This window comes from Chamaesiphon minutus PCC 6605, assembly GCF_000317145.1.
Taxonomy (GTDB): domain Bacteria; phylum Cyanobacteriota; class Cyanobacteriia; order Cyanobacteriales; family Chamaesiphonaceae; genus Chamaesiphon; species Chamaesiphon minutus.
In genome coordinates this window covers 2,206,758-2,227,282 of the sequence record NC_019697.1, presented here as the reverse complement: position 1 = coordinate 2,227,282, position 20,525 = coordinate 2,206,758, and the positions used below count along the sequence as shown (strand labels likewise).

Below are 20,525 nucleotides of genomic sequence, written 5' to 3'. Positions count from 1 at the left end.
ATCGAGGGTTTTCGATCGAGCAAAAGAGACGCACGATCCGTGTATTTATCAATATCTAGCCAATCGAGCGCGACACTAAATAGTTTGAGTGCGATCGATCGAGCTAAGACTTCGATAATTTTAATGCGATCTTTTGGAAAATTCTCAATCGTAATTTTTCTCCCATTTTTTATTCAAATAGTTACTATTGAGGTTGCAAATTATATTTCTCGCAGATCTCCTGCACGACGATCGGATCGGGTGGGAAACTGGTAATTCGCGCACCAGCTTCTCGATAGAATGCTTCGGCAATAGTAGGTGAGACAATTATCAGCACGCGCGCTACGGGAGAAACTATTTTAAAAGCGTGAACGGCATTGGCTGGAAAATGGGCGACTGCGCCAGCACCGATCGTTTCGTAACGATCGCCGATTTGGATGTCTAATTCGCCCTCCAGGATGTAGAACGTTTCTTCCCAAGGATGTTTGTGGGCGGGTGCCGAACCCCCAACGGTATCGGTCATTTCAAACATCGCATAACGACTGTTGGTATCTTCAGTTGTGATTTTCCACACTACTGTGTGAGTTAGCAATTGGTGCGATTCACCTTCGCCAGATGCAAGGATTTTGGGGTTGGTATGAGTTAATTTAGGTGTCATAATTTTGCTCCAGGGATTGACTTTTGGCGATCTTTTAGGGCGGATCGTTGTGCATGGGTGTTGTTAGGCAACTTCATTGAGACTACAGACCATCAGACAAAGCTGTCCGTTTGGTAATGTACTACTGTAAATATTAGTCAATGCAGAAGCTAGCGATCGAAAGATCTCAAATGGGTTCGATCGGCCAACGGGTGAAATTTGGCAATCGAGAATTGAAGTGTGAGTTGGTGCGCTAGACGGGTTGAAGCTGTTACATGTCTTTTAGAATAAGCTGCCACAAATAGTTTGACAGCCAGAAAAGATCGGAAAAGATCGGATCTGCGATTGTAATTTACGAATTATTCTGACTAGAATAAAGATAGATTCTGGCAGGGTCTTTGCCAATGACAGCAGATGAAGCTTTAGCATTACTCGATCGACTGCTCCAAGAACAGAGTCTCCGCGATATTCAAGAGCAGGTATTTCGTCACGCTTGGGAAGGTCGCACATATCCCGTTATGGCAGAGCAGATCGGCTATGACACTGGCTATATCCGCGATGTCGGCTACGAACTGTGGCGACAATTGACTCAGGTATTGGGCGAACCAGTCACCAAAAATAATTTGCAAGCAGTACTGCGCCGCCGGAGCAACATTTCGCCAGAACTAGTGGATCGAGCGATGTCGGCAGTTGTCGAACCGTCGAATCCCGTCAGCTCAGTTAGTCAGAATGAAAATCGAGATTGCTATTGGGGCGAACAAATCGATGTTTCTACTTTTAGAGGACGCGAAAATGAACTCCAGCAGTTGGCACGATGGCTGGATGATAATTCTGATGTTAATCCCCTTGAGCCACGTTGTCGGCTGATTTCGATCGTTGGCATGGGTGGCATGGGCAAAACATCATTAGCCGCCAAACTCACTCAAAAGTTAGCAGCCGATCGCAAATTCGAGCGCATTGTCTGGCAATCCTTACGTAATGCCTCACCGCTGGATAAAATTCTCTTTCAACTTATTGCCTTTGTCTCCCACCAGCAGCAAACCGAATCTGCGGATACTGTGGATGCTCAGATCTCCCAATTGATGGCATATTTACGCACTACTCGCTGTCTGATTGTCTTCGATAATTTTGAATCGATTCTCTCCCATGGCGGTTATCGGGAAGGTTATGCTGGGTATAGCGAACTCCTGCGCCGGATTGCTACCGAACATCATGCTAGTTGTTTAATCTTAACCAGTCGGGAAAAGCCCAAAACTTTGATTCATTTAGAAGGAGAATCTGGGGCAGTTTGCACGTTGGATTTACTTGGTTTGAGCGATCGCGAAGTGCAAAAGATCGGCACTACAAATGGGTGTCATACAGATAATTCCAGCGAATGGCAGCAGTTACAGCAATCTTACGCTGGCAACCCGTTAGCAATTAAAATTGCGGCGACGACGATTCGGGATTTATTCGACGGTAGCGTGAGCGCGTTTTTGGAACAGGGGGTAATTCTCTGTAATGGGATTGAGGCTTTGTTAGGTCAACAATTTAATCGATTGTCCCAGATCGAGCAACAGGTAATGTACTGGTTGGCAATCGGGCGCGAAGCTGTATCGATTTCGCAACTATTAGCAGACTTCATTCCTAACGGATTCCGATCGCAACTATTAGCCGCGTTACAATCGTTAGATCGGCAAAGTTTAATCGAAAAAAGTTCTGGATGTTTTACCTTGCAACCTGTGGTGATGGAATATGTCACCGCCATATTTATCGATCGAGTATGTGCAGAAATTACGACTTTAGATGTAGCGATTTTTAATAGTCATGCACTGATTCAGGCTCAGGCTCAAGACTACGTGCGGGAAAGTCAAGTGCGGATGATTTTAGTGCCGCTGGTCGATCGACTTATGGGTAAATTGCGATCGAAACTCCCACTGGCTAGCGGCGATTTTTATGGCGATATTCGATTGTGGGATGCCCGCACTTTCCAACTGCGATCGATCCTGCGCGGTCACACTAATTGGGTCAGGGCGATGGCTTTTAGTCCCGATGGTCGAACGCTAGCCAGTGGGAGTTTCGATCGTACCGTGTGGCTCTGGGATGTCAGTACAGGTGAGTGCTTGCAAACATTCGCAGATCGTGCCCAAGCAATCCAGTCAGTGGCATTCAGTCCTGATGGCAAACTACTAGTCAGCGGTAGCCTTGATACTTTTGTCAATAGTAGCGACGATTGCACGATCGGGATCTGGGATGTCAGCACTGGTGAATGTTTGAAGACCGACTATCGTGAGACGGTCTATTCAGTAGCAGTCAATCCTGACGGTCGAACTATTGTCAGTGGCGGTGCTGATGCAAAGATCGGGCTGTGGGATATTAACACCGGACGATGCCTGAAAACATGGACGACGCATCAAGGCAAGGTCTATTCAGTGGCATTTAGCCCCGATGGTCGAACCATCGCTAGTGGCGGTGAAGATGCCACCCTCAAACTCTATGATGCGAGTACTGGTGAATGTTTGAGCACTTATTTAGGACATCGCGATGAATTAAGGTCTGTTATTTTCAGTCGGGATGGTCGAATGTTGATTAGCGGTGGCAAGGATCGCACTATCAAGCTCTGGGATGTGCGGACGGGGAACTGTTTGAAGACACTGGTAGGTCATGAGAATTGGATTTGGTCGATCGCTGCTAATCCGACTCATCAGATCGTAGCTAGCGGTGGTGAAGACCGCACGGTCAGGCTTTGGAATCTGGATACTGGTAATTGTCTGAGAGTTTTTCAGGGTTACGCCAATACGATTTATGGGATGGCTTGCGCCCCAGCACATTCGATCGATGCGTCACCGATGCTAGCTGCTGGATATTTTGGTGGCGCGTTACGACTGTGGAATATTCAGGACGTTGGCGTAGCCTCCCCTTCGGGGAATCGCTCTACGAGTTTGAGCGGTCATAGTAGCTCCATTAGAACGGTAGCCTTCAGTCCAGATGGTCGATTTCTCGCTAGTGGCGGTAGCGGCGACGACCCGATCGTCAAACTTTGGAGCGTCTGCGATGGTCGGTGCTGCCACATTTTATCTGGACATACCAATGGCATTTGGTCGGTGGCATTTAGCCCCGATGGTGACATCCTTGCCAGTAGTAGCTCCGATCGGACGGTGAGACTTTGGAATACTCTGACTGGGGAATGCATCCGAGTGCTACCAGAAGATACAGATTGGGTGACATCAGTATTATTTTTGACCTCGCCAACGATACTGGCTTGTGCTAGTCGGACGATCGCGTTTTGGAATATCCAGACGGGTGAGTGTATCCGCACTTTACAAGGTCAGCAGCAATCGGTTTGCTCGATCGCAGTTAGTCCTACTGGCGAGCTTTTGGCTAGTGGTAGTGTCGAGTGTAGTGTTGCTCTTTGGAATATTAATACTGGTGAATGTTTCCAAATTTTACTCGGTCATCAAGCCTTTGTCTGGTCGGTGGCTTTTAGTCCAGATGGACGACTGTTAGCCAGCGGCAGCTATGACGGTACCGTTCGGCTCTGGGATGTGCGGAGCGGGAAATGTCTAAAGATCTTGCAGGGGCATACGCATTGTGTTTTCGCAGTAGCTTTTGTGCCCCACTACAGCGCGGATTTTGCCAATCGGCAGTTGCTAGCTAGTACTGGCACTGATGCCACCATTAGATTCTGGGATGTTGCCACGGGTGAATGTGTCAAAATCATTCGATCGCCCCGACCCTATGAAGGGATGAATATTCGGGGCATCCAAGGATTGACTGCCCAGCAGGAGAATTTAACAGCTTTGGGAGCGACCCTATAGAATCCATTTGAAGTCTCTGTAGATTTAAAATTATGATTACTCCAATTTTTTTAGAAACAATGGCTCTATATAACAAGTGGCAGAACGAGAACCTTTTTGCAATTTGTGATGAGTTGGACGATTACCAACTCCATTTATCTAGAGGAATGTTTTTTGACTCAATTCTTAAAACACTGAATCATATCATTAGTGTGGATGAAGCTATTCACTCTTTTATTCATACGAAAAATCCCCCTAAGTTAGATCTGACTTTTGTTCCATATCCTAGCTATGGCGAACTAAAATCTGCACGCTCTGAGTTTGATGAAAATCTTGTTGTCGAGTCTCAGGTATATCTTCAAAATTGGCTTGATGAAGTCTTTGAGTTTTGGAGTGCAAAATTGAATAGAAATAGGAAAGTGCCTAGATCTTTTTATTATGTGCAGATGTTTAATCATCAAACCCACCATAGAAGCCAAATAACTACAGAGCTGCACAAAATGGGGATTGACTATGGAAATACCGATCTTCCATACAATCCTTACTATGAATTTTAGTTTGAGCGGGTTGACAGGCTAACAACCGCAATGCACCGAAACTTTAAAGTACAATGGCTAAATGACAATCCGATCGCGAATATCTAGTGGCGATCGATCGCCACTAGATATTCGATCGTGGTGTTGTAATTCCTGAAGTTCCCGCTCGGCTACTTCGACGATCGTATGTCCAGAAATTCCCATCCAATCTAGTAATTCTTCATTCAACACTTCAAATCCACCAGCGGCGACCGCTACTCCGTTTTCTCCGCAGCCATACCTTCTTCCGCCCCCAACAGCAATGGCGGACAGACTAACACATAGATAGAGCTACAATAAATAACTGTCGATCGATTTAAGTTTAAATCGTGTGTCAATATTGATAGTATTGGGTTTACGCACACCTCGGCGATGTACCATCAAAGGCTAGACTATGCCAATAGAGGAATTTTTGCTACCCAATCTACAGGGATGAACGAAGGAATAATGAACGAGTCTGCGCCAGAAAGATCGATTTTACCGATCGTTCGCGATCGAGATCGCGCTCAATTAATTGAAACTGCGCTGCAATCTTTCCAGCATCGCGTAATTACGCTGGCTGATGGGATTGAAGCGATCGATTTTCTCTACCGTCGTGGCGATTATGTGGATGCACCGCGTCCAGATCTAATTTTACTAGAGTTGAATTTACCAGATCGTGACGGGCTAGATCTACTCGCTAAAATTAAGACAGATCCCCAATTGCGGCGCATTCCGATCGTGGTATTGACAACGGCAGCAAGTGAGGCAGATATTTTCAGTACTTATCTACTGCAAGGTAATTGCCATGTCGTCCAATCTACCGATCTCGATCGATTGTGCCAAATTGTCCAACGGATTGAAAAATTTTGGTTCGGAATTGTGACATTACCAGTAGCGTGATTTTCGCTCAAATGACTCTTTTAATTAAAGAATTATAAGTTTTGCTGAGTAAATCAGATTATTGTATTGTTTTGAAAATGTCGGTAATGGTTGAGTTATGCTGTGAGGTCTAGAGCGACGATCTCCACCCACATCAGGTCGAAGGTGCTTCACTAGATCTGCGCCAGCTTCTGCCTCGGCCAAGAGGCTATACCAACGAGGTAATATTTATGACAGGCATTAGTCTCGACACTCCAGATCTCAATCTCACCAGCTTAAAACAGCCGTCGATTAATCTCTTGACAAAAATCCAGTCTCATGGCGTGTTGCTAGTTTTGCAAGAGCCGGATTTGACAGTAATTCAGGTTAGTAATAATACGTTAATGGCATTTGGCATGGCACCAGATCGGGTGTTAGGACAGCCATTAGAGCAGATTTTAGATGCTTTTCAGGTAGACCAATTTCGAGAAGGATTGGCAGCGCGAAATCTCGATGCGATCAATCCGAGTAAGGTCTGGGTGCGGAAATCTGGGGATGATTATTTGGTATTTGATGCGGTCTTCCATCGCAGTCCTGACGGATTTCTGGTGCTAGAATTGGAGCCTGCCCAGACGAATGAAAATATTCCGTTTTTGAGTTTTTATCATTTAGCTAAAGCCTCGATCGGTAAATTAGCGGCAACGGCTGATTTACACGCCTTCGGTCGAATTGTCGTCGGTGAAGTCCGCAAGGTGACTGGATTCGATCGCGTCATGCTCTACAAGTTCGACGATGATGGACATGGCGAAGTAATTGCCGAGGATAAACTGGTGGAGATGGAGTCCTATTTGGGCTTACATTTTCCGGAGTCGGATATTCCGCAACCAGCACGGAAGATGTTTCTCTCCAACTGGATTCGGGTGATTCCCGATGCGGGGGATACAGCGGTGGAGATGATTCCATCCCAAAATCCGCTGACAGATCGACCAACAGATCTCACTCTCTCGATTCTGCGGAGTGCCTTTCCCTGTCATACTGAGTACCTGCATAATATGGGAGTCGGGGCATCGTTGACGATTTCCCTGATCAAAGATGGCAAGCTATGGGGAATTATTGCTTGTCACCATCGGACACCCAAACTCGTCCCCTATGAACTGCGGAAGGCGTGCGAATTTCTGGGACAGGTAATTTTTGCCGAGATTTCGACTAGTGAAGATGTCGCTGACTACAATTATCGGGCGAAATTAGCCCACGTTCAATCGGTGGCGATCGAGCGGATGTCCCGCTCTGAAAGTTTTATCGATGGTTTAATGGGTGCAGAACCCAATCTGCTGGATCTCGTCGATGCTCATGGTGCAGCCATTTGTTTTGGTGGTCATTGGACGACAATCGGTCAAACTCCACCAGAAGCCGAACTCAACTATTTGGTGCAGTGGTTAACCAAAAATGTCGAAGAGGAAGTATTCTTGACCGACTCACTCCCCTTAATCTATGCCGACGCACAGCGATTTAAAGATGTGGCGAGTGGATTGTTAGCAATTTCGCTCTCCCGCCGCAGTTATGTATTGTGCTTCCGCCCTGAAGTAGTTCAAACGGTGAATTGGGGTGGAGATCCCAATAACGCCTATCATCTCGCCGACACCGATGGGATTCCTCGGTTATGTCCGCGCATATCTTTTGAATTGTGGAAAGAAACCGTCCGCTTACATTCGCTCCCCTGGAAACCAGTAGAAGCCGAAGCAGCGACAGAGCTGCGCAAGGCAATTGTCAATATCGTACTGCGTCAAGCTGAAGAATTAGCATTATTAACGACAGATTTGGAGCGATCGAACGCCGAACTCAAAAAGTTTGCCTATGTCGCTTCCCACGATTTACAAGAACCGCTCAATCAGGTGGCAAATTACGTCCAACTGCTGGAGATGCGGTACAGCGAGCAACTTGATACCGATGCTAAAGATTTTATTGGCTTTGCCGTTGAGGGTGTCAGTTTGATGCAAACCCTGATTGACGATGTATTAGTCTACTCGAAAGTAGACCTCCTCGGCATCGAGTGGGGGCTGACCGAAGTATCAACCGCTTTCGATCGCGCTCTGAGCCACTTGCGCGGACGAATCACTGAAACAGGTGCGATCGTCACTTTCGACCCGATGCCGACGATTGTAGCCGACAGTACGCAACTAACCCAGCTCTTCCAAAACCTGCTCGGGAATGCGATTAAATTCCGCAAACCCGACACAGTTCCCCAGATTCACATCTCGATCGAACGACAGGAAGACGACTGGTTATTCTCCGTCCGTGACAATGGGATTGGCATCGATCCGCGCTTTTTCGAGCGGATCTTCGTGATCTTCCAACGTCTCCACACCCGCGATGAGTATTCAGGATCGGGAATGGGACTAACCATCTGTAAAAAAATCGTTGAATGTCATCGCGGGAAGATCTGGGTCACATCAGAGCCGGAACAGGGCAGCACTTTTTCGTTTACAATTCCTGTCAACGGAGGAGATCGAGATCGTGTCAACGGACGTAAAAATTATTCTACTAGTCGAAGATAATCGCGGCGATATCCGCCTAATTCAGGAAGCATTGAAAAGCACCGCTGCCAAATGTGAGGTAGTGGTGACACGGGATGGGATGGACGCGATGTCCTATCTCCATCAGGAGGGGGAATACACCAACGTTCCCCTCCCCGATTTGGTGCTCCTGGATCTCAATCTTCCCAAAAAAGATGGGCGCGAAGTCTTAGCTGAAATCAAAGCCGATCCCAAGCTCAAGCATTTACCCGTGGTGGTATTGACGACTTCCCTCAATGAGGAAGATATCGCTAATAGCTACGATCTACATGTAAATTGCTACATTGCCAAATCTCGAAATCTCCCGCAGCTTTTAAAAATCGTGCGGGGGATTGAAGAGTTTTGGCTAGAGACAGCTACTTTGCCAGTTAAGATTTAGCAACTCTACTCAGCCGCTAATTCGACCTAGACTTTTGATGCGATCTGGGTTTAATCTGAGTGTGGAAAGTGTGCTACTGGGGTGATGGATCTAGCTCAAGCTGTCACTGGAGCGCATTTCGATCGAAACCGATCGCCACAACTACGTAGAGAGCCATACAACAAATCCCCATCACAGCTAATTCTGTAATGTCTGCTAGCGCACCATCACCCCAACATCCAGATATTCACGTCTTGCTACTTGAGGATAACTTAGCAGAGGCCAGGTTGCTGCAAGAAATCTTCAAAGGTACGGTGAATAGTCAGTTTAGTCTCACTCATGTCAAACGATTGGGCGATGCAATTACCCAACTCAAATCGAATAGCTTTGATGTTGCATTGCTGGACTTAACACTACCAGATAGCGACGGGTTGGGGTCTTTAGATGCGCTGATCCACAATGCGCCCGATTTACCAATCGTCGTCTTAACTAGCACCAACGATGACGAATTGGCTCTGGATGCTGTCAGACATGGTGCCCAAGATTATCTCGTCAAACGCCAAGTCAATCTAGATATTTTAGTGCGATCGGTCCGGTATGCGATCGAGCGCAAACAAGCAGCCGTCGCGCTGCGAGAAGTTAATGAAACCCTAGAATTGCGCGTCGAAGAACGGACTGCGGCTCTGGCTGCGGCTAATGAATCCCTCCGTCAAGAAATCGAATCGCGAGAAAGTATTCAAAATCGGTTGGGATTGGCACAACAAGCTGGTAAGATTGGCACATTTGAATGGAATCTCATCACCGATCGAGTTACTTGGTCGATCGAGTTAGAAGCTTTGTATGGGTTAGCACCAGGTAGTTTTGACTACAGCCACGCTCAATGGCTGGAGACTATTTATCCCGAAGATCGCCCCAAAGTCGAAGCAGAACTGAGTAAAACCCGCCAACTCAGACAGGGACTAGATTTAGAATTTCGGATCGTCGCTCCAGACACCAAGATCCAGTGGATTGCGATTAAAAGTAATATCTTTTTAGATCGTACTGGCAATCCAACTCTGACGATCGGGATTCACATGGATATTACCGAGAAAAAGCAACTAGAGCAACAATTCCTGAGAGCGCAACGCCTCGAAAGTCTCGGTACCCTGGCTAGTGGCATCGCCCACGACTTAAATAATATCCTCACACCGATTTTATCAGTCGCCCAACTATTACCGCTGCGATTGACAAATATCGACGATCGATCCCAAAATCTGCTCAAAATCCTCGAATCTAGTGCCCGCAGAGGGGCAGATTTAATTAAACAAATTTTATCATTTGCCAGAGGGATCGAAGGCAATCGCGTCTGTCTCCAACCCCATCACCTGCTGGTCGATATCCAAAAAATCGTCCAGCAAACCCTGCCCAAATCGATCGAAATTGACACAGATATTGCCGCCGATTTGTGGACAGTATTGGGTGACATGACGCAACTCCATCAGGTATTGATGAATCTCTGCGTCAATGCCCGCGATGCCATGCCCCAAGGTGGTACACTCAGCATCCAAGCTACTAATCGCTCGATCGATGAAACTTTTGCCCGCAACCATCTAGATGCCACAGTGGGCAATTATGTCGCCATTACGGTGGCTGATACCGGAACGGGGATTCAACCCCAACTCCTCCACCGCATTTTCGATCCATTCTTTACCACCAAAGAAATCGGCAAAGGTACAGGCTTGGGTTTATCAGCCGTTATGGGCATTGTCAAAAGTCATGATGGATTTCTCGATGTCCAGAGTCAAGTGAATCAGGGTACCCAATTTCAGATCTATATCCCCGCCTGTAATACTCCGATTCAGCTCGACGAGAATGAACCAGAACTCCCATCCGGTCGGCAACAGTTAATTTTAGTCATCGATGATGAAATCGCGATTAGCACGCTGATTAAAGCCACCCTGGAGACATATAATTATCGGGTCTTAACTGCTAATGATGGTGCCCAAGCGATCGAACTTTATGCCCAGCATCGAGACGCGAGAGCGGAGCGATGCCTCGAGCAGGTCGATTGTGTTTTAATCGATATGATGATGCCCGTCATGGACGGACTCAGCACCGTCACGGCCCTGCACCAAATCAATCCCGATTTACCTGCGATCGCCATGAGTGGACTTAATTCCCTCGAAGCAGTTGCTCAAGCAGAACGCTTTGGCTGCCGTTACTTCGTCGCCAAGCCCTTTACTACCAAAGATCTGCTCCAAACTCTCGCCGATTGTCTCACGTAGTCAATCAGCCGCTTAGACGTTGAGAGTGAAGAGTTGGGAGTTAGGCGCGAAGGCGTTGCTGAATCGAGGTCGCGATCTAGATCGATCGAGGACTGAAGATACTTAAATTAAATGTTTGAGCCAATCGTTCGAGGATAAATAAGCTGGCAATAGAGTTACCAGCTAGATTTAATGGTGGACTATAGACAGCGATCGCTCCTTCACCTGGAACGATCGCCAATACACAGCCGCTGACACTGGATTTCAATGGCAGCCCAATCGAGACGGCATACATGCCAGATTCTTCATACATGCCACAAGTTAACATCAGGGCATTTACTATTTGTAAATCGCTGGCGAGAAGATTATTCTGAGGGCTGGCAAGTAATAATCCCAGTTTGCCAAGATCTTTAATCGTTCCTGAGAAACAACAAATTTGTTCGTAAACGTCTAAAGTTTTGGCGATTGCTAGTGTAGGCAGTAAACCATGCGAATCGAGATATCCCCCGCGATGTAATAAATGAGCGATCGCTTGATTGATGGGGTTGGGAGACGATCTCACTGATGCGAGCATATCTAGATCCAAGCTAAGTTGGCTACCTGCAACTTGGTTCAACCAGTCGCAGAAATTTTGACAACAGTTCGATGCCGGATCGCCAGGTAACAGAGCCGTAAGCGCAATCGCACCACTATTAATCATGGAATTGCGCGGTTTATATCGATCGATTTCTAACTGAGCTATGCTGTTGTAGGGGCGATCGCTCGGCTTTTTACCCACACGCTCGAATACCAAATCGCGATTGGACTGCTGTAATAAATAAAGCAATACGAATGGTTTGATTAAACTCATTAATGGAAAGCGAAATGTCTCGGCTTCAACAGATGAGAGAATTTCTCCATTAATTTGATGTACTTGAATTGCTAGGTCGAAACGACGATTGGGATCGGCTAGTAAAGGAATATATGCTGGCAACTCGCCTGCTGTTTCTATTATCGACCGAGATTCAGTTAGCAATTCATTAAGTTGTGCCCGATCGAGTGCTGCTAATCTTTTAGACATTGAGGCTATAAAAAGGTTGAGATGAGTCAGGGATAATCATGCAGTTTCCAAGATCGACTGTTTTTTTGGTGAATGTCATCGCAATCCCTTTCTCTAGATATGCTGCCTCATTTATCAAGATTGGGCAAACCGTCTCTTCACCTCGATAGAGAATCGAATCGCCAGTAAATGTCAAAAACATCGGATCGCCCGATCGCAATGCTAGATAATCTTGAGACTGGAGTTGTGGATGAATTATCGCTTGTAGATCGCCTGATGAATTGCGGGGATAATCGATCGAGAAAATTGACCGATAAACTGTCAAGTAAGGTCTTATGGGCAGCGGTTTTTCGAGATTTTGCACGTCGATATAATCCAAAATTGATGATTTATGATGATAATCTTCAAGAATTGCAGGGCGAGGCTTCGGATTTTTGGCTGATCTGGTTTAATTAATTCAACGAGGATGATAGTTAAGGGACGATCGCTTAATTTAGTTGTTGTCGGTATCTAGGGAACTCAGCCGGATGGCTTCAAAGTTCATGCTTTCGATCGAACGTAATTTTTTGGACACATTCAGTTTTTCGGTTTTAACCAATTCTGATTTGCCAATTCCACTGCGTGGATTCCCCCGGTAGCGTTGGACAATCCGTTTACCAGTGAGAAAGTTACGACTATCTGTAATGGAGTTACCATTGGCCCGATCGTATGGATTGAGATCCTCACCGATACAGACTAGTTTGCCTGATTTTCGATCGATCCAGAAACTGTGCGAGATGTCGATCGCATTGCGGCTGCCCACTAACTGATTTGTGATAAGCACCTGTTTCCGAATTTGCATTCTGATATTGCCCAACATTCCGCCACAACTGTCACAGAAAAGGAGATTGTCGGCCACCGCCAATCGTTGCCAGCCCCTTTTCGTATTGAGTAGCACAATCAACGAGCGCGGACGATCTCCAGGTTTGCCAGATTTAATTACGCGCAATGCCAAATCATCCTTCCCATCGCCATTCAAATCACCAGCAGTTCGATCTTCTAGTATCCAGCCAGCCGGAATGAAGTCTTCAATGACTTTATCCTTGGCAGGAACATTCAGCATATAGGCGATCGATGATGAACCTAAGCAGGTAGTCGCAACAATCAGGCCGCCGATAAATAGTGATAATTTCCAGGATTTCATAGTGCAATGGTTGGGGAAGGCAAGTTATCTGGTGTTGCTGGATTAAAAGATGATTTGGCAAGCTAGAGGTAGTATAGACCATCGATCTCCACTGGTTCAACACTGGTATCAGTTGGTATGAGTCTAGACTCAGTATTGTCCGTGATGCTGTGCGCTCTTGTCTATCTGCTCCTTGGTTTGTTCTTTCTCCAACTGCGTAACTCCTGATTCTGTGCCATCTAGGAACGATCGATCGAATTAGTTCATCGCGCCACCGGAGCGGCGGTGGTCATGATTCGGGTTCGGCTCTGGGACTTCCAATGTTGATATCGGAGCAAGGGGAAGGAGGCAACATGTTTCGACAATGCCCAGAACAATACATAGCTAGCCAGTAACCGCTCGAACGAGCCAAACCGCGATTCGCGTAATTCCGCCACTACGCTACTGTCGCTGTCAGCAGCAGTCGGTGGACTAGGGAGGACGATCTTGGGGGTTGGCACCATGTACATCTAGGGAGGCGATGCCATAACTGAGGGAGAATAGTTTGCTGACATAGACTTTTAACAATTGATGCACCCACGGCACATCGCCGATGACGAGGGTGCGTTTACCCATACGGGCGAGGAGGGGTCTACCCTGGAAATACCACAGACAGCTTCATAGGGTGGGCATCTGCTCACGGACAACTCTGTGCGGAGAAATAACATTGGCTTGTTCTCATCGATTTGTCAACATACTTCGATCTCTGTTAATTACGATATTCGATCGAACTTTATGACTCAACGATCGTAACAATTGACTTGCTATATATTACTCGATCGATATTATTTACAGTCGATCGCGATCGATTTAGGTCGATCGTCATATTACACTCGACTTAAATTTCTGAGACTCGGTTGATTCGGGCGTTCGATCGTTTTAACAAAGATGATCTCCTTGGAGAATCGATCTCATTGCAGAGATTCGATCGCGTAGCGTGAGGCAATTGTTGCCAGATAAATTGCAATCGATCGCCATCTATCAAACAAGCAACATAAATTCTTAACTCAACCCACTCATCATCAGTTCCTTTCCTTGATGGTGAAGAACTAATAATTGAGAGGAATTTAAGGTAAAATCTTCACCTATACCTACGATAAGAATAGTAGCGGTGGGGGATGCCCACTCTACTGGCTCTTGTATTTATAGCGATCGGTGTCTGGAATTTCGGCGATCGAGATTTCGGTTAGGTGGATAACTCGTTGAGGATTGGACATGCTAGGGAGGGAGATGCAACAACAGATTTCACTTATTGATAGTAAGAGTATGCTGAAAGCCCCAGAACCTCATTCCAAGTGTCAGTGGTAATTCAACATTAAGATGAACAGCTATAGTGCGACACGCCACCAGCGTCGAAAAACACCTGAGGTTTTAGACGATAGTATTTATCTGCTATTTCCGGTGATTGCTCATCGTACGGATGGCTAAACACTTCCTGCAACTCTTTGACTAAGGTGTAGTCACCCTGCATGGCTTGTTGGTAAGCGGGAACAACCAACCATTCTCGCCATGTATATTTTGGGTTAGTCTGTTTCATCTTGTTTGAGATCTCAGCCAGATTGCCGTCGTTCCTAACCAGGTTGCGCCAGCTTTGGAGCCAAGATTGCCATTGCTCATCGAGTTGTTGTGAAGTCTCGGCGTAGAAGCTCTTTTTCAATGCTGAGACATCGTCTGGTATCTGAGATAACTCGCGAAAGAAAATGGTGTAATCTACCTTTGAGGAGAGCATCAACTCCAATAATTCCTTAATTAATGTCGAGTTATATTCAGTCATGCCAAGTTTGGCAGCCCACATTGTTTGGAGTTGTTGTTCCATAGCTTTTGCAAAGCCATGGCTTAATTGGTCGAAGTGTTCTAAAGCTTCAGCATCTGCTACGAGTAGCGGCCTCAAAGCTGTCAAAAACATATGATAATTCACTTCTGCTGCGATCGGCTGATTGAAGAATGAAAAGTGTTTACCACCACCAGTCCAAGGTTGAAACCCAGGGTCAAAAATTTCACAAAACCCAAATGGTCCATAGTCGAGGGTAAAGCCACCAGCGGCGCAGTTGTCACTATTAAAATTACCCTGGCAGTAACCAACACGTTGCCAATTGGCCACCAGTGAAGTGAGACGCTGGCGAAATAGCTTAGCCAACTCAACTACTCGATCTGCAAAAACAAGGTTTCGATCGATGTCGCTTTTGTATTCTCGCTCAATTAAATGCGACACGATCGTGCTTAACTCTTCTAATGCTCTTGGATGAGCATTGCTGCGAGCGCGGCGGGCAAATAACTCTAGCTGACCAACGCGCAAAAAGGATGGTGCAACACGAGTTGAAATCGCCACGGGATTGGCCACTAAAGTATCAGGGTCAATGGAGTGGGAGTCTTGAGAATACCAAGGTCGTGTAACGGTCTCAGATTTAGAGACATACAATGTTAAAGAACGCGCTGTTGGAACACCTAAAGCCTGCATATATTCTTGCGCCAGAAACTCACGCACACTCGAACGTAGGACTGCGCGCCCATCGGCACCACGGCAATAAGGCGTTGGGCCACCACCTTTTAATTGCATTTCCCAGCGCTGGCCATTGATTATTCCTTCAAATACAGATATCGCCCGACCATCGCCATAACCATTACCAGTACCAAATGGACATTGTCTGATATATTCGGTGCCATAAATGGACAGTGCATAGCCAGTCGCCCAGCCAACCTGTCGCATCGGCTCACGCGCAACAGAAAGATCGCCAGAAAATACCTGGCGAAATTGTTCGTTAAAAGCCAGCTCGTCGCTCAACCCAAGTTCTTTAAAAAAAGTGCTGCTATGGGTTACATATTCTGGTTCTGCAAGCGGCGTAGGTGTTACAGGTACGAAATGACCAGAGAAAACCTGTCGGGCACGGCGATCGTCACCATCGACCGTGGCATCAGGATCGGCATTTAAGGTATCCATTAGAGAATAATTCGCCAATCGTATAAACTCATCAAAGGTAGTTACGCAGGGGCTAGCAGATGGTTTAGATTGATACGACATTGTTGTTAACGTTCGCGATTACCGGACTCAGTCAATTTCGGCTACAAACTAGTATACTTCAAAGTTTCGGTGCATCGCGATTGTTATGCATTGTCATCGCTGACCGCAACAGCAATATCGAAATGAAGCACATCTTCGCGTACCCCAAGCTTCGTGTAAAGTGCAATCGCAGGGTCATCCCCGATGTCTGCCTGTACGAAAATAACATAGGCTGCTCGCGCTACAGCAATCTTCTTTAATTCCTGGATTAATGTGGTTGCAATGCCTTCGCGTCGATGCGCTGCTGCAACAGCCAGATCGTAAATATAAATTTCACTCCGCTCCTGCTCGAACTTCTGGAGTTCGTAAGCGGCGATACCTCCGACTACCGATCCATTCTTTAACGCTGCAAGCGCGATGAAATAATCGCTGCTTAGCAACCGCTTGAGATAGGCATTACTTGGGCGAGACGAACTATAGGTATCAACTTCGTCGAAAGCCTCACCGAAGGTAGCCAATAAACTCTCCATAAGTGTCAGGTCGTTGGCGGAAAGCTGACGAATGCTAATTGGCTCGGAGGATGACATCTTCTACCTATTAATTAGATCCATAGAAGTAGGGTGGGCAGATGCCCACGGACAAATCTGTACGGAGCAATAACGTTGGCTTGTTCTCATCGATTTGTCAGCATACTTCGATTTCGATCTCTGTTAATTATGATATTCGATCGAACTTTATGACTCAATTATAGTAACAATTGACACGCTCGATATTGCTCGATCGAGATTATTTACAGTCGATCGAGATCGATTTAGGTCGATCGTAATATTACACTCGACTTAAATTTCTGAGACTCGGTTGATTCGGGCGTTCGATCGTTTTAACAAAGACGATCTCCTTGGAGAATCGATCTCATTGCAGAGATTCGATCGCGTAGAGTGCCGTAGGCAATCGCTGCCAGATAAATTGCAATCGATCGCCATCTATAAAATAAGCAACATAAATTCTCAACTCAGCCTACTTATCATCAGTTCCATTCCTTGATGGTGAAGAACTAATAATTGAGAGGAATTTAAGGTAAAATCTTCACCTATACCTACGATAAGAATAGTAGTGGTGAGCGATGCTTAGCATGTTCATTTTGTCACCCCAGACAGGGTAAGGGTTCATGCAGGTTTTATCCCTGCAAATATCGATCGATCCTTACAGTGCCTAGCTTGGCTAGAAAATTGTCTGCATGAACAAAATCAACGGTTTTACCGCTATAATGAACACGCTAGGCGATGCCCGCCCTACTGGCTCTAACGCCCCAAATCAGCAGCGGATAGTTTCTTTGGCTCTCGATCGATCGTTTTCATTCCGTCGGCTGCATTTGGATTGTTATGCAACGCGATATGACGATCGCGATTTAAGTGACATGTGCTGATGCATCGATCGCTTTCACAATCTCTTGGAATGATACAGATTCTAGAACAGACAGAAGATTGACTGCTTTAGCTATTAAATAGGGCGTGTCTTCATAATCATCCTTACTTGGCAGAACAATCTGAATGGGCTTGCCTCGATCGTCAACTCCTTTCTCAAACACCAGTAACCGTGGACTGGGATGACTAACCGACACCCAGTGATTCTGCTGGAGATAACTCACCACTTCGGCAACGTGAAGCTCCTGGATTTGGGGGTAACTTGACAAAACTTCAGGTGTCATTACCATTCTCCTGTTTTGACGTTCTCTATTAAGGTTAGCAAAGATTCGGGGGTGAGGCGTTGCGATCGCGGAATTCTAATTCTTACAGATTGGCGATTCTCACTCAGGCTACCACTGAGATATTCCCAGTAGCAGGTTCCTTGCAACCGGAGTTGTGTTTCTTCACAAATGAGCCATCGATCGGCATTTGTGGGCAAAGCCAACAAAATTAGGATACAAGGTGTTGCGGCTCTCATGCTGCGCCTGAGAATTAAATCGTTGTAGGTTTTTACTTCTAGGTCATAGACGACCTGACTATCATCGAGTTGCCATTGGGTCGAGGCTTTAAGTTGAAAACTGAGGGAAAAACCAGATTCAACTCGACGACTCTGACGCACTACCACCTCATCAAAACTGCCATCTACACCGTAGTCATACTCTCGAATCGCTAAGTTGAGTCCAGCGCGTCCAGCAATCGCGCGGACATAGGCGCGGCTCAATGATTCAGCAATATGTTGGTCAGTTAGCACGGGTGCTTGCATCAAACGGAATGATTGGCTGAATCATAGCATGAGTAGTCATAAGATTCCTTCTAACAAAATGACTTGTCATGGCTCTTTCTCATATCGCAGAATGTCATTCCCAAACTTCTTCAAACTACGTTTGAGAGAATTAATCTTTGAAACCGATAGTCGTGGATCGAAAAGACCTTCCTCAACGCGATAATCATTATCCATTTCTTCGATAAGTGCTTCGCATAGCTGAGCCGCAACGCCGTCTTGCGCCGCCGTGCGGCTCAGCTCAAGTTATCCCGCAGCGTTCTATAGATTTTAACATATACTAAAAAATTATATGTTACGCTGTCGGCGATAACGACTAAGTTGAGCGGACGGCGACACACTTTGCATCATAACCGATCGCATATCGCCCCGTTCCGCTCCAACGATTTGTTGTACTGCTGGCGCTAGTACCCAAGGACTTGCAACCGCTGTTTGAATGCAGCATCCAAGGTGAGATTATCACTGGAGGAAAAAGAACCAGGAATCTCCATTAAACTGGCATTTCGCAGTGAGCCAAGATCGAATGGGCGACCGCCGCTGTCTTCTGCCAGTTGAGCCACTAGTGTTTTTGCTGCTTCGTCATCAGATGCGATCGCGATCGCCAATCGTCGATCTAAGGAACGTTCAGCAGAGCGTCGCAAAGCGTTAGGTTGAAAACTGCTATAGGCTTTGACCAATCTGGCTCCTGGCATTAGCTTCTGGATAGTTTCTGCACCAGAGACGTTCTCTCCAACCATGCGAACGATGCTACCGTTCTCGCCCCAGCGATAAGGGTTAGTCGCGTCAATGACTATTTTTCCTGCAATAGAGCCAGCTTGGGCGATCGCCTCCTGAGCTAGCCAAAAGTTAGGAGCAAACAGCACAACATCTGCAAAATTTACAGCTTCTGCTGGTGTTCCACTCATTGCGTTAGAGCCAATCTGGGTTGCGAGTGTTTGTAGGCGTTCTGGATAGCGCGAGAAGCTAAACATGACTTGATGTCCAGCTTTTGCCCAGATTTCGCCTAAAGTGCTACCCACATTGCCCGAACCAATAATTCCAATATTCATGATGACCTCCTAAAGCCATTAAATCTTGAGCAGGATTTTGCCCATGTTGTTACGATCTTCGATGAGTTGATGAGCCGCGATCGCATCTTCTAGCGCGAACACTTGAGAGATTTGCGGTTTGAGCCACCCCGCTGCGATCCCTTCCCAAACAGCATTAGCTCTCATGATTCGCTCTTCGCGATTATTGATGTAGTCAAACAAATCTGCACCATGTACGGTTCTCGATCGAGAAAGTAGTGCAAATGGGTTGATATCGTCTGGCATTCCGCCTGTGATGCCGTAAGTCACGATATGCCCGCGTGTGGCAACCGCTTCGAGATCCCCTGCAAAGGTAGTTTTGCCAACCCCGTCGATGATGAGATCTGCGCCTTTGCCATCCGTCAGTTCTTTAACCCGTTGCACAAAGTCTTCCTGTGTATAATCGATCGCGGCATCTGCACCCAACTCCAAAACTCGCTGCGCTTTGGTTTCATTAGAAGTCGTCCCCATGACGAATGCACCGAGATGCTTTGCCCACTGCACCAAGTTCAACCCCATTCCGCCCGCAGCCGCATGAATGAGAATGCTTTTACCAGGCTGAAGTGTGACAAATTCGTGCATCATATATTGTGTGGTCAAGCCTTGAGCAGTCATTGCCGCCGCTGTTTCAAACGAGATGGAATCGGGCAACGGGATCAGCTTCCAAGCTGCTATCGGAATGTATTCCGCATAGGCGCGATCCAATCCTGGCTCTTCTTCTTGCATAAAGCTAACGTGATCGCCAACCTTAACTTCAGTAACGCCTGTGCCGATCTCAATCACTTCTCCTGCACCTTCTACACCAGGCGTGAAGGGTGTTGGAATTGCAGGGTTCGGATACCAACCGCGCCGCATGGCAACATCAATGAAGTTTACACCTGCATAATGAATTTTGATTAAGGCTTGTCCAGATTGAGGCTTGGGAGTCTCAAGCTCAGTGAGTTTGAGGACATCAGCGTTACCATGTCGATCGACTTGAATCGTTTTCATCT

General features: G+C 46.5%; 20 protein-coding genes. 7 read left to right on the top strand and 13 right to left on the bottom strand.

The features are described from left to right. Positions 1-184 precede the first annotated feature (184 nt). Positions 185-637, bottom strand: coding sequence for a cupin domain-containing protein (locus CHA6605_RS10285; RefSeq protein WP_015159396.1), 453 nt, complete (start codon positions 635-637; stop codon positions 185-187). Positions 638-1,020: 383 nt separating this feature from the next. On the opposite strand from CHA6605_RS10285, the gene CHA6605_RS10280 reads away from it, so the two are divergent. Then, positions 1,021-4,413: a WD40 domain-containing protein gene (locus CHA6605_RS10280; RefSeq protein WP_015159395.1), complete on the top strand. Its 3,393-nt coding sequence runs from the start codon at positions 1,021-1,023 to the stop codon at positions 4,411-4,413. A 32-nt stretch (positions 4,414-4,445) separates the two neighbouring features. After that, a complete protein-coding gene (locus CHA6605_RS10275) occupies positions 4,446-4,949 on the top strand; it encodes a DinB family protein (protein ID WP_015159394.1) in 504 nt (167 codons plus the stop codon). 57 nt (positions 4,950-5,006) lie between these two features. On the opposite strand, the gene CHA6605_RS32860 is transcribed toward CHA6605_RS10275, so the two are convergent. Next, positions 5,007-5,156: a hypothetical protein gene (locus CHA6605_RS32860; RefSeq protein WP_198288482.1), complete on the bottom strand. Its 150-nt coding sequence runs from the start codon at positions 5,154-5,156 to the stop codon at positions 5,007-5,009. Positions 5,157-5,399: 243 nt separating this feature from the next. On the opposite strand from CHA6605_RS32860, the gene CHA6605_RS10270 reads away from it, so the two are divergent. The 4 genes from CHA6605_RS10270 (at position 5,400) to CHA6605_RS10255 (ending at position 11,002) form a co-directional block, all read left to right on the top strand. Beyond that, positions 5,400-5,849: a response regulator gene (locus tag CHA6605_RS10270; protein WP_232432247.1), complete on the top strand. Its 450-nt coding sequence runs from the start codon at positions 5,400-5,402 to the stop codon at positions 5,847-5,849. Positions 5,850-6,058: 209 nt separating this feature from the next. Continuing rightward, entirely contained in the window at positions 6,059-8,362 is a 2,304-nt protein-coding gene (locus CHA6605_RS10265; protein WP_015159392.1) for a sensor histidine kinase, read from the top strand. After that, entirely contained in the window at positions 8,322-8,759 is a 438-nt protein-coding gene (locus tag CHA6605_RS10260) for a response regulator (protein ID WP_015159391.1), read from the top strand. The genes CHA6605_RS10265 and CHA6605_RS10260 overlap by 41 nt, the downstream gene beginning before the upstream one ends. Positions 8,760-8,947: 188 nt before the next feature. Then, positions 8,948-11,002: a response regulator gene (locus CHA6605_RS10255; protein WP_015159390.1), complete on the top strand. Its 2,055-nt coding sequence runs from the start codon at positions 8,948-8,950 to the stop codon at positions 11,000-11,002. A gap of 76 nt (positions 11,003-11,078) precedes the next feature. On the opposite strand, the gene CHA6605_RS10250 is transcribed toward CHA6605_RS10255, so the two are convergent. From CHA6605_RS10250 to CHA6605_RS10230, 7 genes are all read right to left on the bottom strand, one after another. After that, positions 11,079-12,041: a glutaminase gene (locus CHA6605_RS10250; protein ID WP_015159389.1), complete on the bottom strand. Its 963-nt coding sequence runs from the start codon at positions 12,039-12,041 to the stop codon at positions 11,079-11,081. Then, positions 12,034-12,384 (bottom strand): succinylglutamate desuccinylase/aspartoacylase domain-containing protein, encoded by a 351-nt coding sequence (locus CHA6605_RS32855; RefSeq protein ID WP_232432246.1) that lies wholly within the window; start codon positions 12,382-12,384, stop codon positions 12,034-12,036. The genes CHA6605_RS10250 and CHA6605_RS32855 overlap by 8 nt, the downstream gene beginning before the upstream one ends. Positions 12,385-12,513: 129 nt before the next feature. Beyond that, on the bottom strand, positions 12,514-13,203 hold the full coding sequence (locus CHA6605_RS34005; protein ID WP_015159388.1) for an FG-GAP repeat protein: 690 nt from the start codon (positions 13,201-13,203) through the stop codon (positions 12,514-12,516). Between the two features lie 242 nt (positions 13,204-13,445). After that, the gene (locus CHA6605_RS35715; RefSeq protein ID WP_232432245.1) at positions 13,446-13,685 is read right to left on the bottom strand and encodes a hypothetical protein; all 240 of its coding nucleotides are present in this window, start codon (positions 13,683-13,685) and stop codon (positions 13,446-13,448) included. Next, positions 13,654-13,797, bottom strand: coding sequence for a hypothetical protein (locus CHA6605_RS35710; RefSeq protein WP_015159386.1), 144 nt, complete (start codon positions 13,795-13,797; stop codon positions 13,654-13,656). The genes CHA6605_RS35715 and CHA6605_RS35710 overlap by 32 nt, the downstream gene beginning before the upstream one ends. A 739-nt stretch (positions 13,798-14,536) precedes the next feature. Continuing rightward, entirely contained in the window at positions 14,537-16,240 is a 1,704-nt protein-coding gene (locus CHA6605_RS10235; RefSeq protein ID WP_015159385.1) for a protein adenylyltransferase SelO, read from the bottom strand. Between the two features lie 83 nt (positions 16,241-16,323). Continuing rightward, the gene (locus CHA6605_RS10230) at positions 16,324-16,806 is read right to left on the bottom strand and encodes an AAC(3)-I family aminoglycoside N-acetyltransferase (RefSeq protein ID WP_015159384.1); all 483 of its coding nucleotides are present in this window, start codon (positions 16,804-16,806) and stop codon (positions 16,324-16,326) included. A gap of 650 nt (positions 16,807-17,456) precedes the next feature. On the opposite strand from CHA6605_RS10230, the gene CHA6605_RS33995 reads away from it, so the two are divergent. Next, entirely contained in the window at positions 17,457-17,645 is a 189-nt protein-coding gene (locus CHA6605_RS33995) for a hypothetical protein (RefSeq protein ID WP_157259949.1), read from the top strand. On the opposite strand, the gene CHA6605_RS10225 is transcribed toward CHA6605_RS33995, so the two are convergent. From CHA6605_RS10225 to CHA6605_RS10210, 4 genes are all read right to left on the bottom strand, one after another. Continuing rightward, entirely contained in the window at positions 17,628-17,927 is a 300-nt protein-coding gene (locus tag CHA6605_RS10225; protein ID WP_015159383.1) for a hypothetical protein, read from the bottom strand. The two genes, CHA6605_RS33995 and CHA6605_RS10225, sit on opposite strands and share 18 nt — an antisense overlap. Next, on the bottom strand, positions 17,927-18,448 hold the full coding sequence (locus CHA6605_RS10220; protein WP_015159382.1) for a DUF4365 domain-containing protein: 522 nt from the start codon (positions 18,446-18,448) through the stop codon (positions 17,927-17,929). Before CHA6605_RS10220 ends, CHA6605_RS10225 begins: the two co-directional genes overlap by 1 nt. Before the next feature lie 422 nt (positions 18,449-18,870). Next, positions 18,871-19,515, bottom strand: a complete 645-nt coding sequence (locus CHA6605_RS10215) for an NADPH-dependent F420 reductase (protein WP_015159381.1) — start codon at positions 19,513-19,515, stop codon at positions 18,871-18,873. Positions 19,516-19,533: 18 nt separating this feature from the next. Continuing rightward, positions 19,534-20,523 (bottom strand): quinone oxidoreductase family protein, encoded by a 990-nt coding sequence (locus tag CHA6605_RS10210; RefSeq protein ID WP_015159380.1) that lies wholly within the window; start codon positions 20,521-20,523, stop codon positions 19,534-19,536. Positions 20,524-20,525 lie beyond the last annotated feature (2 nt).

What these genes read in the sequence shown, in the direction of transcription:
- CHA6605_RS10275 (WP_015159394.1), top strand. Translation starts at nt 4,446, where the DNA reads ATGATTACTCCAATTTTTTTAGAAACAATGGCTCTATATAACAAGTGG.
- CHA6605_RS10250 (WP_015159389.1), bottom strand. Translation starts at nt 12,041, where the DNA reads ATGTCTAAAAGATTAGCAGCACTCGATCGGGCACAACTTAATGAATTG.
- CHA6605_RS10230 (WP_015159384.1), bottom strand. Translation starts at nt 16,806, where the DNA reads ATGTCATCCTCCGAGCCAATTAGCATTCGTCAGCTTTCCGCCAACGAC.
- CHA6605_RS10220 (WP_015159382.1), bottom strand. Translation starts at nt 18,448, where the DNA reads ATGCAAGCACCCGTGCTAACTGACCAACATATTGCTGAATCATTGAGC.
- CHA6605_RS10285 (WP_015159396.1), bottom strand. Translation starts at nt 637, where the DNA reads ATGACACCTAAATTAACTCATACCAACCCCAAAATCCTTGCATCTGGC.
- CHA6605_RS10280 (WP_015159395.1), top strand. Translation starts at nt 1,021, where the DNA reads ATGACAGCAGATGAAGCTTTAGCATTACTCGATCGACTGCTCCAAGAA.
- CHA6605_RS10270 (WP_232432247.1), top strand. Translation starts at nt 5,400, where the DNA reads ATGAACGAAGGAATAATGAACGAGTCTGCGCCAGAAAGATCGATTTTA.
- CHA6605_RS10255 (WP_015159390.1), top strand. Translation starts at nt 8,948, where the DNA reads ATGTCTGCTAGCGCACCATCACCCCAACATCCAGATATTCACGTCTTG.
- CHA6605_RS10210 (WP_015159380.1), bottom strand. Translation starts at nt 20,523, where the DNA reads ATGAAAACGATTCAAGTCGATCGACATGGTAACGCTGATGTCCTCAAA.
- CHA6605_RS34005 (WP_015159388.1), bottom strand. Translation starts at nt 13,203, where the DNA reads ATGAAATCCTGGAAATTATCACTATTTATCGGCGGCCTGATTGTTGCG.
- CHA6605_RS10215 (WP_015159381.1), bottom strand. Translation starts at nt 19,515, where the DNA reads ATGAATATTGGAATTATTGGTTCGGGCAATGTGGGTAGCACTTTAGGC.
- CHA6605_RS35715 (WP_232432245.1), bottom strand. Translation starts at nt 13,685, where the DNA reads ATGGTGCCAACCCCCAAGATCGTCCTCCCTAGTCCACCGACTGCTGCT.
- CHA6605_RS35710 (WP_015159386.1), bottom strand. Translation starts at nt 13,797, where the DNA reads ATGGGTAAACGCACCCTCGTCATCGGCGATGTGCCGTGGGTGCATCAA.
- CHA6605_RS10235 (WP_015159385.1), bottom strand. Translation starts at nt 16,240, where the DNA reads ATGTCGTATCAATCTAAACCATCTGCTAGCCCCTGCGTAACTACCTTT.
- CHA6605_RS10265 (WP_015159392.1), top strand. Translation starts at nt 6,059, where the DNA reads ATGACAGGCATTAGTCTCGACACTCCAGATCTCAATCTCACCAGCTTA.
- CHA6605_RS10225 (WP_015159383.1), bottom strand. Translation starts at nt 17,927, where the DNA reads ATGACACCTGAAGTTTTGTCAAGTTACCCCCAAATCCAGGAGCTTCAC.
- CHA6605_RS33995 (WP_157259949.1), top strand. Translation starts at nt 17,457, where the DNA reads ATGAACAAAATCAACGGTTTTACCGCTATAATGAACACGCTAGGCGAT.